14 protein-coding genes and 3 pseudogenes are annotated in these 16,312 nt (G+C 36.3%); all 17 read left to right on the forward strand.

Annotated elements, in window-relative coordinates; genetic code table 11:
* Window positions 1-69 precede the first annotated feature (69 nt).
* The 17 genes and pseudogenes from PY093_RS08530 (at window position 70) to PY093_RS08610 (ending at window position 16,287) form a co-directional block, all read left to right on the forward strand.
* Complete coding sequence (locus PY093_RS08530; protein WP_275645469.1) at window positions 70-540, forward strand: type II secretion system protein; 471 nt, start codon at window positions 70-72, stop codon at window positions 538-540.
* Between the two features lie 76 nt (window positions 541-616).
* Entirely contained in the window at window positions 617-1,375 is a 759-nt protein-coding gene (locus tag PY093_RS08535; protein WP_275645470.1) for a prepilin peptidase, read from the forward strand.
* Window positions 1,376-1,402: 27 nt separating this feature from the next.
* The gene (gene pilM, locus PY093_RS08540) at window positions 1,403-2,398 is read left to right on the forward strand and encodes a type IV pilus biogenesis protein PilM (RefSeq protein WP_275645471.1); all 996 of its coding nucleotides are present in this window, start codon (window positions 1,403-1,405) and stop codon (window positions 2,396-2,398) included.
* Window positions 2,398-2,985, forward strand: coding sequence for a PilN domain-containing protein (locus PY093_RS08545; protein WP_275645472.1), 588 nt, complete (start codon window positions 2,398-2,400; stop codon window positions 2,983-2,985). Before pilM ends, PY093_RS08545 begins: the two co-directional genes overlap by 1 nt.
* Window positions 2,986-2,989: 4 nt before the next feature.
* On the forward strand, window positions 2,990-3,733 hold the full coding sequence (locus PY093_RS08550; RefSeq protein ID WP_275645473.1) for a pilus assembly protein PilO: 744 nt from the start codon (window positions 2,990-2,992) through the stop codon (window positions 3,731-3,733).
* Window positions 3,734-3,954: 221 nt separating this feature from the next.
* Entirely contained in the window at window positions 3,955-5,049 is a 1,095-nt protein-coding gene (locus tag PY093_RS08555; RefSeq protein WP_275645474.1) for a hypothetical protein, read from the forward strand.
* Between the two features lie 244 nt (window positions 5,050-5,293).
* Complete coding sequence (locus PY093_RS08560; RefSeq protein WP_275645475.1) at window positions 5,294-5,860, forward strand: Maf family protein; 567 nt, start codon at window positions 5,294-5,296, stop codon at window positions 5,858-5,860.
* Between the two features lie 95 nt (window positions 5,861-5,955).
* Window positions 5,956-6,429: pseudogene (gene radC, locus PY093_RS08565) on the forward strand (RadC family protein); the annotation flags it as partial.
* A gap of 561 nt (window positions 6,430-6,990) precedes the next feature.
* A pseudogene (locus tag PY093_RS08570) lies at window positions 6,991-8,797 on the forward strand (reverse transcriptase/maturase family protein).
* 1,441 nt (window positions 8,798-10,238) lie between these two features.
* Window positions 10,239-10,385: pseudogene (locus PY093_RS08575) on the forward strand (JAB domain-containing protein); the annotation flags it as partial.
* Window positions 10,386-10,512: 127 nt separating this feature from the next.
* Complete coding sequence (locus PY093_RS08580) at window positions 10,513-11,520, forward strand: rod shape-determining protein (RefSeq protein ID WP_275645476.1); 1,008 nt, start codon at window positions 10,513-10,515, stop codon at window positions 11,518-11,520.
* Between the two features lie 36 nt (window positions 11,521-11,556).
* Window positions 11,557-12,423, forward strand: coding sequence for a rod shape-determining protein MreC (mreC, locus tag PY093_RS08585; protein WP_275645477.1), 867 nt, complete (start codon window positions 11,557-11,559; stop codon window positions 12,421-12,423).
* Complete coding sequence (mreD, locus tag PY093_RS08590) at window positions 12,420-12,929, forward strand: rod shape-determining protein MreD (protein ID WP_275645478.1); 510 nt, start codon at window positions 12,420-12,422, stop codon at window positions 12,927-12,929. The genes mreC and mreD overlap by 4 nt, the downstream gene beginning before the upstream one ends.
* Before the next feature lie 67 nt (window positions 12,930-12,996).
* Entirely contained in the window at window positions 12,997-13,689 is a 693-nt protein-coding gene (minC, locus tag PY093_RS08595; protein WP_481769288.1) for a septum site-determining protein MinC, read from the forward strand.
* 2 nt (window positions 13,690-13,691) lie between these two features.
* The gene (gene minD / locus PY093_RS08600) at window positions 13,692-14,492 is read left to right on the forward strand and encodes a septum site-determining protein MinD (RefSeq protein WP_275645480.1); all 801 of its coding nucleotides are present in this window, start codon (window positions 13,692-13,694) and stop codon (window positions 14,490-14,492) included.
* A gap of 144 nt (window positions 14,493-14,636) precedes the next feature.
* Window positions 14,637-15,428 (forward strand): M23 family metallopeptidase, encoded by a 792-nt coding sequence (locus PY093_RS08605; protein ID WP_275645481.1) that lies wholly within the window; start codon window positions 14,637-14,639, stop codon window positions 15,426-15,428.
* On the forward strand, window positions 15,421-16,287 hold the full coding sequence (locus tag PY093_RS08610) for a M50 family metallopeptidase (protein ID WP_275645482.1): 867 nt from the start codon (window positions 15,421-15,423) through the stop codon (window positions 16,285-16,287). The genes PY093_RS08605 and PY093_RS08610 overlap by 8 nt, the downstream gene beginning before the upstream one ends.
* The last annotated feature ends 25 nt before the right edge of the window (window positions 16,288-16,312 follow it).

Here is a 16,312-nt window from a genome sequence, read left to right on the forward strand (position 1 = left end):
TAACTTGTTTAAATTTGTCATGATATAATCAAAACAGGACAAATTTACTATGAGGGAGAGGTTTTATACATGCTAAAAAAGATGAGAAATCACATAAAAAATCAGCGCGGATTAACATTAATAGAATTACTAGCAGTAGTTGTAATCTTAGGGATTATTTCGGCTATTGCGGTGCCTAGTATTGGTGGCTTGATTGATAATACTAAGAAGGATGCGCATGTAGCAAATGCACAGCAGATGATTAATGCGGCGAAGATTCATGTTACTAGTCAACCACCAACTACAACAACAACATTGTTATTAAGTGATTTAATAGCAAATGGATTATTAGAAGAATTTAAAGATCCCGATGGCGGCAATAATACTTATGATAAAGACGATAGTAAAGTTGTAATTACTAAAGATGGAACAAAATACACATATACTGTAATCCTAAAGGGCAGTGTGAGAACTGTATCAGAATCAACCAGTGGGACTGCTAATGCAACACCAGTTGCTGAAGGTGCTTTTGATCGAAAGAACGTGGGGAAAAATTCCTAAATTGAAACCAACCCATAAATTCACAACTAAATAGTCCTGTTATAGGACTATTTAGTTGATTATAAGGAGTTAATATATGGAGTCACTTTTCATAATTACATACATATTCATCACAGCACTCCTCCTAGGCTCTTTCTTCAACGTTGTAGGCCTTCGAGTACCCAACAATCAATCAATCGTGGCACCACGCTCTGCCTGTCCTAATTGCAAGCATCAATTAACAGCAGTGGAGTTAATCCCTGTTTTTTCGTTTTTACTTCAAAAAGGAAGCTGTAAGTCTTGTAAGGCGTCTATTTCACCAATCTATCCTGTTGTTGAGCTTATCACTGCAATTCTTTTTACGATTTCACCAATGTTGGTGGGCTGGTCAAAGGAATTGGTTATTTCTTGGACATTGATATCATTATTTATGATAATCTTCGTTTCCGATGTACATTATATGATTATCCCTGACAAAGTCTTGCTTTTCTTTTTTGGACTCTTTTTTATAGAAAGAATCTTAATCCCTCTTACGCCTTGGTGGGATTCATTGCTAGGAGCGATAGTAGGATTTACATTACTTCTTGTCATTGCTATTGTAAGTAAAGGTGGCATGGGTGGGGGAGACATTAAGCTATTTGGTTTAATAGGCTTTGTCGTAGGGTGGAAGTTAGTGCTACTTTCCTTCTTCCTATCAACCTTAGCGGGTGCTCTTTTTGGAATAGTTGGCATCCTAATTGGAAAAGTAAAAAAAGGCAAACCCTTTCCGTTTGGGCCATACATCATCCTTGGAACGCTATTAGCCTACTTCTTTGGTGACCAACTAATCCGTTTGTACCTTACAATGTTTATATAAAACTCTTTATAAAAGGAGATTTGCAACATGGTCTTTAACTTCTTTTCGAGAAATCACAAAACTGCAAATATCGTCATAAAAGACCATGTCATCCGTTTTATTGAATTAAAACAGCTATCACCTGTTGTTGTGAGTCATTATGGAGAACGGTTTATACCTGAAGGGCTTATTCGAGATGGTAAGATTATTGACCGTGAAACATTAGAAACAATTTTAGAGCAATGTATAGAAGAATGGGGTATAAAAAGACGCAATGTTCGCTTTGTAGTTCCTGATCAATATGTTGTAATTCGAACACTTCAAGTCCCTTCAGACTTACATGATGATGAAATAAAAGGGTATTTATATATTGAGTTAGGATCCACCATACACTTACCATTTGAGGACCCTGTGTTCGATATACTCGTAACAGGTGATTCCAGACAGAGGAAAACTGTTCTTCTTTTTGCAGCACCAGAAGATATCGTAATGCAGTATTCTACTCTTTTTGAGGAATTAAAATTAAAACCAATTGCCGCAGATATTTCTCCACTTTGTATGTACCGATTGTATCATGAAATCGATCACACTAAATCAAAGGATCACACAATGATCCTTCAATTTGATCAACACATGGTAAATATCAGTATTTTCCATCATCACAAACCAGTTTTTATGCGTCATTTATCAATTGATGGAGCACATGATAAGTGGGAAAGTCAGAATACCAGAACAGGTAATACAGAATTCAAGTGGATTGGTGAAGAAAATGAACTATTATTAAGCTTATTAGATACGTATAAAGAAATTGAACATGTTATGAACTTCTATCGCTTTTCTCTAAATCAAGGAAAGGAAAGGGTTAGTAGAATATTTCTATGTGGAGACCATCCTTATCTTTCAACTATTTATAAAGAAGTAAAAGAAAGATCGGAAGTTCAGGTAGATACTATAAACTCGGAGCACTTTACAACTAGTGATGGCGGCCTACTTGATTCTAATCTTCATTTGGCACTAGGTTTAGCGTTAAAAGAGGTGCGATAATGTTAGTTGACATAAATTTACTTCCACAAAGAGAAACAAAAAATAAGTCAAATTACATCTTAACTGGTGTCTTTATTCTTTTATTCCTAGTAGGAACTACTGTGTTTTTTTCTATCTATAGTAGTTCTAAATCGAATAGTAATGTTTTGGAAAATGAGTTAAACACACTTAGACAAATGGTAGCTCTTGAACAACAAAAAATATCCGAGTTTGAAGCTTCTTCATCTGTTGTTGAACTTGAAAATGCAGTTTTATGGGCAGAAAGTTATCCAACTAAAACCGTCCCATTATTAAATCATATTATTCGACTGTTACCAGAAAGAGGATTTCTACGTACATTTTCTTATGCGGTGGATGGTACAATTTCAATTACAGTGCAGTTTGATACAAACCGGGAAGTTGCTTATTATTTAAAGTCATTAACTGATTCCAAACTTTTGCTTGAAGTGACCCTATTAGGTATACAAACTGAAGCAATCTCAAATGAAGACGTGAATACCAACACTAGCTATTTACCGAGGTATATCGCTCAGTTTAATTTAAAAATAAACAAACAGGCCATAAACGAACTCCAAAAGGGGGATTGAGTAAATGGCAGTAAAATTTTCTAAAAAACAGATATCAGTTTACATTATTTCAATACTATTTATCACATTACTTTTTTTGCTTTTATATTTTACTCTTTTAAAACCGGTACAAATTGAGACCGCAAGACTTGAAAATGACCTTGCTACACAAAGGCGACTTTTAGAAGTTGTTCAGTCAAAAGTTAAACAAACTCAAGATCAAACAGTTGAAAGCACGGTTGAGTTACAAAAGAAAGTTCCTGTAAAGCCAGTAGTAGAGCAATTCTTATTAGATCTTGAAAAAGCTGAAGTTGTTTCAAACAGTTTCATCACTAATATGGGATTTGGAGATGCAGAGGTAACCGATCAAAGTACTTTAGAAGAATATGTCGAATCAACTCAAGATGACAATGAAGACGAAACCAATGGTGAAAATCAGCCTAGTGAAGCGATACAGCTTCCTCAAGGTATAAAAAAGCTGACGGTAAACCTTTCCGTACAGTCACCAGATTATTATGCGATGGAACAATTTATCAATACTCTAGAAACACAAACACGAATTACCCAAATAGAAAATCTAGCATTTTCTGGACAAGAAGAAATTACTTCTGTCGAACAAGAGATAGGTCCAATTGCTTTCACGCTTTCAGTTTCTACATTTTATTTACCAAAGTTAACAGATTTAGTTGACCAATTACCTGTATTCGAAATACTACTACCAAGTAATAAACAAAACCCATTTCCATCAGGTATAAAAGACAATGAGTAGGCCGAGGTGAATTAAAGCCTTTTTATACCTAGTTTAGGTGGTTAGCCCCGGGCGTCACTAGACCTAGTTGCTCCTAGATTCTATTTTTAAAAAGAATAATTGAAAAATTTGACGAAACCTTTTCCGACAAGACGACAAAAGTCTTGTTATTTTTTTTTGTTCATATGGTAGCATGATAGAAAGTAATTGTCCTGTTCGACAATGGAAGGGTGGGAACGACTATGGACAAGCCCAAACAAGGTATCTCTATTAAAATTAATGGTAAAGAGCGAAAATTTAAAGAAAATAAATCAGAGCAAATTAATCAAGAAGAAAGAAACATAGCAGATACAGAACTTGAGGCATATGGAAATCATGAAATCGCTGCTGCACAAGAAGCAAAAGAGGATGACTTTTCGTGGGTACTTCCTAGTGATGTCGGTAAAGATGAACACAAATTGCCAGTAGTACCAATTGAAGATCTACGTAAATATAATAGTAAGGGAACGAGCAAAAAAGGTTTTAGACCTAAGTCAATTACAAAACGAACATCTTTTTCAAGTAGACCTTTTTTTCTTTCGATCATTATGGCGGTAGGTATTGGAACAATATTTGGAATTATTATTTTAAATTTATTAACTGAGGTAGATCCCGAGGAACCTGTAACAGCCACACCGCAAGAACAAAATCAACAATCTCAGCCTAATGAAAATACTGACCTTCCTGTGACACCGGATGGGAAAGAAACGGTTTCTTTAGAATTAGCTCCACTAAATACGTTCGTTATTCAAGCTGGAGTATATTCAAATGCGTCTGCAGGACAAGTTATTGTTGATCAAATTAAAAGCAGCGGTTTTTCTGCTGCTATGCTAGTGAAGGATGGTTCGTATATTGTGTTAGCTGGTATTGGGAGTATTCAAGAAAAAGTTAAAGCGATGAGTTTACTCTATCAAGAAAATAACCAAGAGACATTTGTAAAAGCCTATACGATTGAGGGAGGGACCTTCAAAAATGTTGCACAGGCCGATAGCAACTTTATTGGGAAAGCAGCACTGCTCTATGGAAAACTAGCTACACTTTCTGTGAATGCAATATCAGGAGATGGAATAACAGATGAGGGCTGGAAAGAAGCTTCTGATATACTAACTAGCTTACGAACAGAAGAAATTAAAGGGTTAACTGAGCCTTTACAAAGCCTATCACAAAATATAACTACTGCATATGATTCACTAGAAACGTATAAGAATAATGGGGATAAGCTCAGCCTTTGGAAATCTCAGCAGGCATTACTAGATGGATTTACAAGTTACCATAAATGGGTTTTTGGTATATCGTAAGGCTGCAACTTTTTAGAATAAACTTATTAAAATTCAATTTTCCGCGAGCACTATGAAAGAAAGGAACGCCAGGCGTTGCTTTCTTTTGTTTTATCTATCAGCTTAAACATAAAAACACGTTCTTGTTAAATAATAAAAATGGCTTTAAAATTCAATTTTGATAAATTGTTTAAGGATGGAAGATTTGATACGATACAATTGTATCTTCCAAACTGAACGAAATACTAAAAAAGGTGGTAAAAAAATGAAACGCCTCATCTTAGCCTCTAGCTCCCCACGAAGAAAAGAGCTACTAAGTAATCTACACTTATCTTTTGAGATATCGGTTAGTAACATTGAAGAAATTATTGATCCTCACTTAACACCAGACCAGATAGTCCTGTCATTAGCAGAACAAAAAGCAGCAGAAGTTGCACGCAATTACCAAGCTGATTTTGTAATCGGTGCAGATACGATAGTTGTCTTTAATAATCATATTTTAGGAAAACCTAAAGACAAAGAAGATTCATTCTCGATGCTTAAAATGCTTTCAGGTAATACACATGAGGTGTTAACAGGGGTAGCCATTTTCCATAAAGGTAACTCTGTAACCTTTTACGAAAAAACTGAAGTTGTTTTCTGGGAACTAACCGAGGAAGAGATATGGGAGTATATTAATAGCGGTGAACCAGCAGATAAAGCTGGCTCATATGGGATTCAGGAGCTAGGTTCAGCATTAGTAAAAAGAATTAATGGTGATTATTTTTCAGTCGTAGGCTTGCCCGTTTCACGTACTATTCGTGAATTACAAAAAGCAGGATATAGAAAATAAGCGATTAGTAATATTTACCTGTACATTCTAGCAACATGATTGGCAAGGGGGGCTCCTAAAGGAGGAAGACAATATTGACACTGGAGACTCCAATTATGATTCGTGATTTTCCACAAGATGAACGACCGCGAGAGCGATTAATGTCGGAGGGGTCCGCAAACTTATCAAATCAAGAATTATTAGCGATCCTACTACGGACTGGAACAAAGCAGGAATCTGTATTACAGGTTGCAAACCGATTGTTAATGCACTTTGATGGATTACGATTGTTACAAGATGCAAGTGTTGAAGAAATCACAGCTATAAAGGGAATTGGTTTAGCAAAAGCAGTTCAAATCATGGCATCGATTGAAATTGGACGACGGATTGGGCGTTTACAATACGAGGATCGGTATGTAATTAGGTCGCCTGAGGATGGAGCTAAATATGTAATGGATGACATGCGCTTTCTGTCCCAAGAGCATTTTGTTTGTTTATATTTAAATACTAAAAATCAAGTTCTCCACCGCCAAACCATCTTTATTGGTAGTCTAAATGCAAGTATAGTGCACCCTAGAGAGGTGGTGCGCCCATAAGGGCATTTAGAAAATCTGCCTTAGCAAAGTAGTAGGGAAATATCACAATTAGTACCCTATCATCAGTCAACTTATCCGTGAAGGAAACCGAACGGGGAGTGTAGCATGTTGGCAAAGTCATAAGTTGTCTAGTTACCAAGACACGACTGAATGGCAAGATGAAATTCATAGACAAGGATGAAAGCTGAATTGCTTGAATGATAGCTCAAGGGGGACTACTCGGACCTTCAGCGGGAGGTAACGATATACGCTGTACGAAATATGCAAGTTTCTTAAATACCTCGAGAAACCTGAAGTGATACTATTTCGACCATCTTCTATATGGAAGAAACGAGCGAAAGTCACATCCGAAACTATTGATTTGCTATGTTTCTAAATGTCTAAATGGGGATTGCCTAAGTTGGAAAGCCATAAAATGGCTATGACATGTGTGTCTGAATATCCAATATGGCAACGGAACTCTCGTAGTAGTCTGAGATAGGGAAAGCCTATTACATGGCGAAGGAGAGTAGTTCATCGAGTTTAATACAAAATTGGGAAGGAGCGTGAGGCTCTATGAGAAATCCAAAAGTAGTATTAAGCAGTCTGACTTCCAAAGCAAAAGAGGAAAATTATTCTTTTGAAAGACTGTATCGAAACCTTTATAATATTGAATTTTACTTGGAAGCCTACGCTTATCCAAATAAAGGAAGTAGCACCAAAGGTATTAATAACGATACAATCGACGGAATGAGTATTATCAGAATTGAGAGTCTAATTGGGAAACTAAAAGACCAAACATATCAGCCAAAACCAGCACGAAGAACGTATATTCCAAAGAAGAACGGAAAACTAAGACCTTTAGGTATTCCAACTTTTGAGGATAAGCTAATCCAAGAAGTCGTAAGGCGCATTCTGGAAAGTATCTATGAACCACAGTTCTCAAATCACTCACATGGTTTCAGAATAAATCGAAGTTGTCACACTGCACTTAAAGAAATACGCAACACATTCACCGGAACTCGATGGTTTATTGAAGGGGATATTAAAGGTTTCTTTGATAATATTGACCATCACGTATTGATTCAACTTTTACGAAAAAGGATTAAAGATGAAAAATTCATTAATCTAATTTGGAAGTTTCTACGAGCAGGATATGTAGAAGATTGGGTTTTCCACAAAACTTATAGTGGCACACCTCAGGGGGGAATCATAAGTCCATTATTGTCCAATATTTATTTACATGAGTTAGATAAATATGTGAAGCAATATACTGAGCGTTATAATAAAGGTGAAAAACGTATTCATAACGTGGTTTATCATAATATCGCTTCCAAAATCGCAAAACGTAAAAGTAATAATAAACGTGATTGGGAAACATTATCTGAAAAAGGAAAATCAGAGAGACTAAAAGAATTAAAGGTACTTTACAAAGAACTTCAAAGTCACGACAGTAAAGACCTTTTTGACCCTAATTATCGTCGAATGAAATATGTTCGTTACGCAGACGACTTCATCATTGGTGTCATAGGAAGCAAGAATGAGGCTGAGCAAATCAAACAAGATTTAACAGACTTCTTGGCAATGGAATTAAAATTAGAACTTAGTGCTGAAAAAACGTTGATTACACATCGTGAAAAAAATGCTCGTTTCCTAAGTTATGATATTCGTGTAGCAAGAGATTGGCACAGAATGAAGATGCCAAATGGTACAAAGAAACGAAAGTTTAATTATCAAACAAAGTTATTTGTACCTCACGAAAAATATATCAAGAAACTCGTCGATTTGGGCGCTTTAAAAATAGGCAAATGCAATGGGTGGAAACCTGTCCATCGACCGTATTTAGTGCATAACGATGATTTAGAAATCCTTCGTACTTACAATGCTGAGATTGAAGGCTTATACAACTACTATTGTTTAGCTAGTAATGTTCACGTCCTTCAATCATTTCGACAAACAATGAAATACAGTATGATTAAAACTTATGCCAATAAATATAAGTCTACCGTTAGTAAAACAATCACCAAATATAAAATTAATGGGAAGTTCGGTGTACGTTACGAAACGAAGGAAGGTATTAAAACTGCTTATTTTGCGAAAAAAACGGATGGAGAAAAGTAGGGAAGTAAAACATCAGAAAATAGATACAGTTGAACTTACGTTCGCTTATGGTGGCAGGACAAGCTTAATTGACCGTCTTTTAGCAGAAAAATGTGAGTGGTGCGGTGCTAGTGGTGTACCTCTAGAAATGCATCATATACATAAGCTAAAGGATTTGGATGGTAAGAAGTGATGGGAACAACATATGAATGCCCGACGTAGAAAAACCATCGCAATGTGTGTTCCTTGTCACCATAACCTTCACAATGGGAAGTTAGACTGATAAATGGAAAGCCGTATACTCTGAGAGGAGTACGTACGGTTTGGAGGGGAGTTTTCGGAAACCTACTTAGGTAACTAAGAAAGGCGCTGGGTTCTCACCCTACTACAAAGAAGCCTTTAGACGATCAGCTGCTTCAATTATATGCATTCATAATCATCGTGCGACACGTTCATAACTTAAAAAGGTTATGCACGCTATCCGAACGTCAATTTGACAAGTAAGAGAGTCGTGAACTCTTAACTCGATAGGTAGAATGATAGGGTAACGCCTTGAAATGCCTACTCTAATACTCCGACATGCGTTATTCGAATGTGTAAAAGAATAGGGTGTGAAGCTCGGTGAAGTCGGCTGAAAGTTGCCGTAGTGACAATTGTTGCCGAAATCCAACCAGAGGTGGTTGGTGCAACTGATAGGTCGGGAGTCGCAAAAATCCTAATATGGTGAGAATGTGGTAAAACACTGACGAACTAGCGAATGAAATATCTGTAAGTAGCAACCATTCAGAAATGAGTGGACTTGATGAAAAGACTCAAGTGCGTTCCGTGGGCGAGTAAGTATGGTGGTTTCGAAAGCTCCATGCATCGTTATAGGCGGTGGAGAGGACGTCAGGTAAGAGCTAGCACCTAAGTTAGGACATTGATAGAGTTAAGGGAACGTGGAAAGCTACCAACATGGAGTGTACACACACTATGAAGTGGTAGGAAGGAAAGGGAATATTTCTATAACTTCCTCTTATGGTAGTGAGAGTAGAGGCAGGAGCGTAGAAGTTTCTGTAATGGAAATGGAGCAATAGCCTCAAGTCGTTACGCCTAATTTATTTCAACTCAATCATTTCAAGGATTCTCGTATGACTAAAAAGGTCACGAGCCAAAGCTTAATACCCATGAGTTTATTTAAATGTGTAAGGAAAGATTTACACATTACAACCCTCGAAAAGTGAGACGTGTGGAGATTCCAAAACTGAATGGAAAAATTAGACCACTAGGTATTCCATCTATGTGGGATAGAATTGCACAACAATGCATCTTACTAGTGCTAGATCCTAAGCAAAATTTTTAAATATAGCTTTGGATTTAAACCGACAAAATCAGCAGAAAATACGATCGCTGCATATGCTGGGCGAATAAACAACAACAAAATGTCTAGCACTAATTACTAGAAATATTCATCAACTAATTCATGCCACAGAAACAGAAACTATCCAAAGCTATCTTAAATTTCTCAATTTAAATGAGGAACAACTAATGAAGTTGAACAAACTAAGATTGTTTATTGGGAATCAAATAATCAAATAAATCAGGGATTCAAATTAAATTAGGCAGATTGAGGAAAGTGAAATAGAAGGCAAACGATGGAATGCCGTGTGCGATGAAAGTTGCATGCACGGTGTGGAGCAGGGGAAAAGGTGGAGATAACTTCAAAGCCTTACCTATTGCTATCATCAGGGGACCCCACTCCAAGTAAAGAAGATATCGAAGTCACAAAAAGACTTTCAGAATGTGGTAAAATTATTGGCATTGAGCTTTTAGACCATCTCATTATTGGTGAACATAAATATGTTAGTCTTAAAGAAAAAGGGTATGTGTAACCCCTATTCTTTTTTTAACTAGTACGATATAATATTTGTTATGGGTTTTTGAAGGATAAAAATAGTTAGATTAACTCTAAAATCACTCAACATTTAGCATTTCGTATCAGAAAGGAAGATACATAACATGTTTGGAATTGGTACACGAGACCTTGGAATAGATTTAGGAACAGCTAATACACTTGTCTTTGTGAAGGGCAAGGGGATTGTTGTGAGAGAACCATCGGTTGTTGCTATGCAAACAGATACTAAGCAAATTGTAGCTGTTGGAAATGACGCAAAAAATATGATTGGTCGTACACCAGGTAATGTAGTTGCACTTCGTCCGATGAAAGACGGTGTAATTGCTGATTATGAAACAACTGCGACAATGATGAAATATTATATTAGACAAGCTGTGACTAAGAGTTATTTCGCACGTAAACCATATGTAATGGTATGTGTTCCATCAGGAATTACTGCAGTAGAAAAACGTGCTGTAATAGATGCTACAAGACAAGCCGGGGCTAGAGACGCATATACAATAGAAGAACCGTTTGCAGCCGCAATAGGTGCTAACCTACCAGTTTGGGAGCCCACAGGAAGCATGGTAGTAGATATTGGTGGTGGTACAACTGAGGTTGCGATTATTTCTCTTGGCGGTATTGTTACTAGTCAATCTATTCGTGTCGCTGGAGACGAAATGGATGATGCGATGGTTCAATATATAAGAAAGACATATAACCTAATGATCGGTGATCGAACTGCAGAGGCTATTAAAATGGAAATTGGTTCAGCAGGTTCACCAGAGGGTGTAGAGAATATGGAAATTCGTGGCCGAGATTTGTTAACTGGGCTACCAAAAACCATTGAAATTACTGCTGAAGAGATTTCTAAAGCGTTGCATGATACGGTCTATGCAATCGTTGATTCTGTTAAAAATACATTAGAAAAAACACCACCAGAGTTAGCTGCTGATATTATGGATCGTGGTATCGTTCTAACTGGTGGAGGAGCACTATTACGAAATTTGGATAAGGTAATTAGCGAGGAGACAAGTATGCCTGTACTTATCGCGGAAAATCCTTTAGATTGTGTTGCGATTGGAACAGGAAAAGCTCTTGACCATATACACTTATTTAAAAAAGATAGATAATTACTTTGTAATGATAAGAACAAGAGGGTGTTAATCTTGCCACAATTTTTCTTGAATAAACGTCTTATATTATTGCTTGTAAGTATTATTGTATTAGTGGCATTGATTGGTTTTTCACTAAAAGATCGTGAAGGCTTAACATGGCCAGAACAATTTGTTAAAGATACAACGGGCTGGGTACAATCAATTATCCACACGCCAGCCCGTTCTATTTCTCAATTCTTTAGTAATGTGAACGATATCAAAAATACATACGAAGAAAATAAAATCCTTAAATCAAAGCTTGATGAATATGTAAAGCTTGAGACAGAACTACAAGACTTGAAAGATGATTATAAAATATTACAAGAAATTTTAGATAAAACAGAAAGTCTTCGTGATTATGAGCCAATACAGGCATCTATTATTGCAAGAAATCCAGACCGATGGCAGGAACTAATTACAATTAATAAAGGTGGACAACACGGTGTTAAAGCAGACATGGCTGTAATTACAGCTAAAGGATTAATTGGTAAGGTAAAATATACTTCTCAGTTTACATCCACGATACAATTGTTAAGTGCACCTGATCGGATGAATCGAATTTCTGCATTTGTACAAGGTGATGGAAGCAAGGTGTTCGGATTAATTGAAGGCTATGATGAACAAAAAGAAGCCCTTTTATTAAAAAGGATTCCATTTGATGCAAAGGTTGAAATAAAGCAGCAAGTATTAACATCTGGACTTGGAGAGGTATTTCCGGAAGGATTGCTAGTTGGAGAAGTAATTGAAGTTGTACCTGATGATTATGGGCTTACAAAAACGGCATATATTAAGCCGGCTGCTGACTTTTATCAAATTGACCATGTAATTGTGGTAGAACGAACAATGATCTCTAAAGAGGAAGAGGAGGAAGAAAGTTGAAAAGACTTATCCTTCCCACTCTAATAACCTTCTTATTTGTTTTTGAGAGTGTTTTTGTTGACATTTTACCACCATCCCTTTTTGGTGTGGATCGACTATTTATTCCTCACTTTGTCATGATAGCTATTATTTTTATCATGATTTACCATAATCATTTAGTTGGGTTACTTTATGGTCTTATTTTTGGATTATTATTTGATGTTGTCTATACAGAAATTACTGGTGTTTATATGTTTGCATATCCAGTAATTTCTTATATTCTCTCAAAAGCAGTAAAGATACTACAAACGAATATCTTTATTATCTCGCTACTGAGTATAATTGGAGTTACAATGCTTGAGTTTTTTATATATGGAGTAAATTTATTAATTGGGTTTACTGATATGCCAATTACTTATTTTATTAGTAAGCGCCTTTTTTCAACACTAGTATTAAATAGTGTATTTGTCATTTTACTTTGCTCTCCTTTTAAACGATTATTTCTCAAGCTTGCAGTAACAGAATAGTAATAAAAAAACTTATCATTTTAATAGAGGAAAACGGAAACTCTTTGTTGAAATATTAATCGTTGAGGTGAACGTCGTGAAAGGACAAAAACAGCAATATGTGACAATAAAAGGCACAAAAGACGGTTTAACGTTACATCTCGATGATACTTGTTCATTTCAAGATCTAGTAGCTGAGTTAGAAGAGAAATTAGCATTAAACCAACGTCACGAAGAAGGCGGCCCTTATCTACCTGTTCGTTTAAAGGTAGGAAACAGATATGTTACTAGTGACCAACGAGAAGAGCTACAAGCCCTTATTAGAAGCAAAAAACACCTTGCTGTGGATTCTATAGAGAGTAATGTAATATCAAAGGAAGAAGCACTTGAATTAAAGAGAGAAACTGAGATAGTGTCTGCTTCAAAGGTTGTTAGATCTGGGCAGATTCTTAAAGTTCAAGGGGATTTATTGTTAATTGGTGATGTTAATCCTGGGGGAACCGTTATTGCAGAAGGAAATATATTTATATTGGGTGCTCTAAGAGGTATAGCCCATGCAGGCTGTAATGGAAATAGACAGGCGGTAATAGCAGCATCGATCATGAAACCTTCGCAGCTTCGTATTAGTGATATTATGAACAGAGCACCAGACTACCATCAAGACGATCGTAATGAGATGGAATGTGCGTATATTGACGAGTTCGGGAAGATAGTTGTAGATCGATTACAATTATTGACTCATTTAAGACCTAACTTGACAAGGTTTGAAGGGGGAATTTAGCGATGGGAGAGGCAATTGTTATTACATCGGGCAAAGGCGGCGTCGGGAAAACAACTACAACAGCAAACGTTGGGACCGCTCTTGCGCTAGCCGGAAAGAGAGTTTGTTTGGTTGATACAGATATAGGGTTACGTAATCTCGATGTTGTCATGGGACTAGAAAACCGAATTATATATGATTTAGTAGATGTGGTTGAAAACCGTTGTAAAATCCATCAAGCTCTAGTGAAAGATAAGCGCTTTGATGACAACTTATACTTACTTCCTGCAGCCCAAACAAGTGATAAATCTGCAGTTAATCCTGAGCAGATGAAAAAACTTATTACTGAATTAAAGCAAGATTATGATTATATTATTATTGATTGCCCAGCAGGAATAGAACAAGGCTATAAAAATGCAGTAGCGGGTGCTGATAGAGCAATTGTCGTAACAACACCTGAAATTTCTGCAGTCAGAGATGCTGATAGAATAATAGGTTTATTAGAAAAAGAAGATATTGAACCAGCAAAATTAATTGTTAATCGAATCAGGAATCATATGGTTAAAAATGGTGATATGCTAGATGTGGATGAGATTGTTACACATCTTTCAATTGACTTAATTGGAATAATTGCAGATGATGATAATGTTATTAAAGGATCAAATAGTGGTGAACCGATTGCATTAGATGCTACTAGCAAGACCGCAATTGCCTATCGAAACATTGCAAGAAGAATCTTAGGAGAGTCTATTCCACTTCAATCATTAGACGAAGATGATAAAGGGATGTTTACAAAACTTAAGAGGTTTTTTGGTGTACGTTAAGTCTTGCATTTGCAGGACTTTTTATTTTTTCAAAAAAGCAGACAACACTAACACAACTTTCTATTTTGTTTGAATATAAGTCATATCTTAGCCGGACAAGTCATAAAATTGTACAAACTCGTCTAAAGGGAATGGTGTAAAGATATGAGCAATCGTACGGATGACATTAAAAAAAGAATAGCAAAACGAAAACAAGCTAGACAGGCTGGTGGTGTGTCAGGCCTATCGAAAGACTCTTCTTCGTTCATCGTAAGGGATGAAGAAAGATATGGACATGAACGATTTTCATCAATTGAAGGAGGCCCTAATGATTCAGGACACCCTTTATTTCGAAAAGAAGTCTTTATGTTTAAAATTCTTCTCTCAGTTTGTCTTGTTCTAATTGTAGCAATACTCTATAAAAATCAGTCGCCACAGTTTGATTCTGCCAGACAATTTGTTAAAGGAACGATGGAAAATGACTTTCAATTTGCGGCGATAACGAAGATGTATGAAGAACGATTTGGAAGTCCGTTAGCCATTTTTCCAAAAGATAAAAATGACAATGGGGAGCAGGTCGCACAAAATGAACCGACGACTCCTTACGCTGTCCCAGTAAATGCGAGGGTTCTTCAGGGATTTGAGGTAAACGGTCAGGGTATAACAGTAGAAACGGGAAGCAAATCTGCTGTAAAAGCAATGAATGAAGGAGTTATTACCTTTGTTGGTAACAAAGATGAGCTTGGTAAGACCGTCATTATTCAACATGCTGATGGTAGTCATACATGGTATGCAAAGCTCCAATCTATTGATGTCTCATTATATCAATTTGTAAAAACTGGTCAGGAACTAGGCAAAGTCATGGACAGTGAAGATGGGCAAACAGGGACGTATTATTTTGCCATAAAAAAGGGTGAAACGTTTATTGACCCAATCCAGGTGATATCCTTTGAGTAGATTACTCCTTACTTTATCAAAAATAAAAATACATCCATTATTCTGGATTGTAATAGGAATAAGCATAATTACTGCTCAATTTAAGGAGCTAATTATGCTATTTCTAATTGTATTAATCCATGAACTGGGACATGTTGCAGGTGCCCATTTTTTTTCATGGAGAATTAAAAATATTCAATTGCTACCATTTGGTGGGGTTGCTGAAATGGATGAGCATGGAAATCGTCCATTAAAAGAAGAATTAATTGTTATATTAGCAGGGCCGATTCAACATATTTGGCTTGTCGCACTAGCTTTTATTTTACATGAATCCTCGATTATTTCTCAGGAAACGTTTCAAATCTTTATGTTTCATAATGTTGTTATTCTATTATTTAATTTACTTCCAATATGGCCGTTGGATGGCGGTAAGCTTCTATTCTTGGTATTCTCACTAAAGAACCCATTTATTGAAGCGCATAAATTAACAATACTTTTTTCGATCGTCAGTTTATTGATGTTCATTTTTCTCATTCTATACTTTGAGCCTTCACAATTACATTCATGGATGATTGTTATGTTTCTGCTTTTTTCAATTATAATGGAATGGCGCCAGCGGCATTTTCTATTTATGAGGTTTTTACTTGAACGTTACTATGGGAAACGACAATCAATCTCGAAGCTTAAGCCGTTGGTCGTTGACGAAACAGAAACAATCCACCAAGTTTTACTAAAGTTTCACAGAGGTTATAAGCACCCTATCATAGTCAGAAAACAAGGAAAACAGCAAACACCCCTTGATGAAAATGAACTTTTACATGCCTATTTTAAGGATAAACGAACCTCCCAGCCTGTCGGTGAACTCCTTTACTCTTATTGACCTAAAGGTTTAAAATCGGTACATT

The sequence above is a fragment of the Cytobacillus sp. S13-E01 genome, from assembly GCF_029193815.1.
Taxonomy (GTDB): Bacteria; Bacillota; Bacilli; order Bacillales; family Bacillaceae_L; genus Bacillus_BV.

What these genes read in the sequence shown, in the direction of transcription:
- PY093_RS08580 (WP_275645476.1), top strand. Translation starts at nt 10,513, where the DNA reads ATGTTTGGAATTGGTACACGAGACCTTGGAATAGATTTAGGAACAGCT.
- PY093_RS08535 (WP_275645470.1), top strand. Translation starts at nt 617, where the DNA reads ATGGAGTCACTTTTCATAATTACATACATATTCATCACAGCACTCCTC.
- minD (WP_275645480.1), top strand. Translation starts at nt 13,692, where the DNA reads ATGGGAGAGGCAATTGTTATTACATCGGGCAAAGGCGGCGTCGGGAAA.
- PY093_RS08545 (WP_275645472.1), top strand. Translation starts at nt 2,398, where the DNA reads ATGTTAGTTGACATAAATTTACTTCCACAAAGAGAAACAAAAAATAAG.
- PY093_RS08555 (WP_275645474.1), top strand. Translation starts at nt 3,955, where the DNA reads ATGGACAAGCCCAAACAAGGTATCTCTATTAAAATTAATGGTAAAGAG.
- PY093_RS08560 (WP_275645475.1), top strand. Translation starts at nt 5,294, where the DNA reads ATGAAACGCCTCATCTTAGCCTCTAGCTCCCCACGAAGAAAAGAGCTA.
- PY093_RS08530 (WP_275645469.1), top strand. Translation starts at nt 70, where the DNA reads ATGCTAAAAAAGATGAGAAATCACATAAAAAATCAGCGCGGATTAACA.
- PY093_RS08550 (WP_275645473.1), top strand. Translation starts at nt 2,990, where the DNA reads ATGGCAGTAAAATTTTCTAAAAAACAGATATCAGTTTACATTATTTCA.
- pilM (WP_275645471.1), top strand. Translation starts at nt 1,403, where the DNA reads ATGGTCTTTAACTTCTTTTCGAGAAATCACAAAACTGCAAATATCGTC.
- PY093_RS08605 (WP_275645481.1), top strand. Translation starts at nt 14,637, where the DNA reads ATGAGCAATCGTACGGATGACATTAAAAAAAGAATAGCAAAACGAAAA.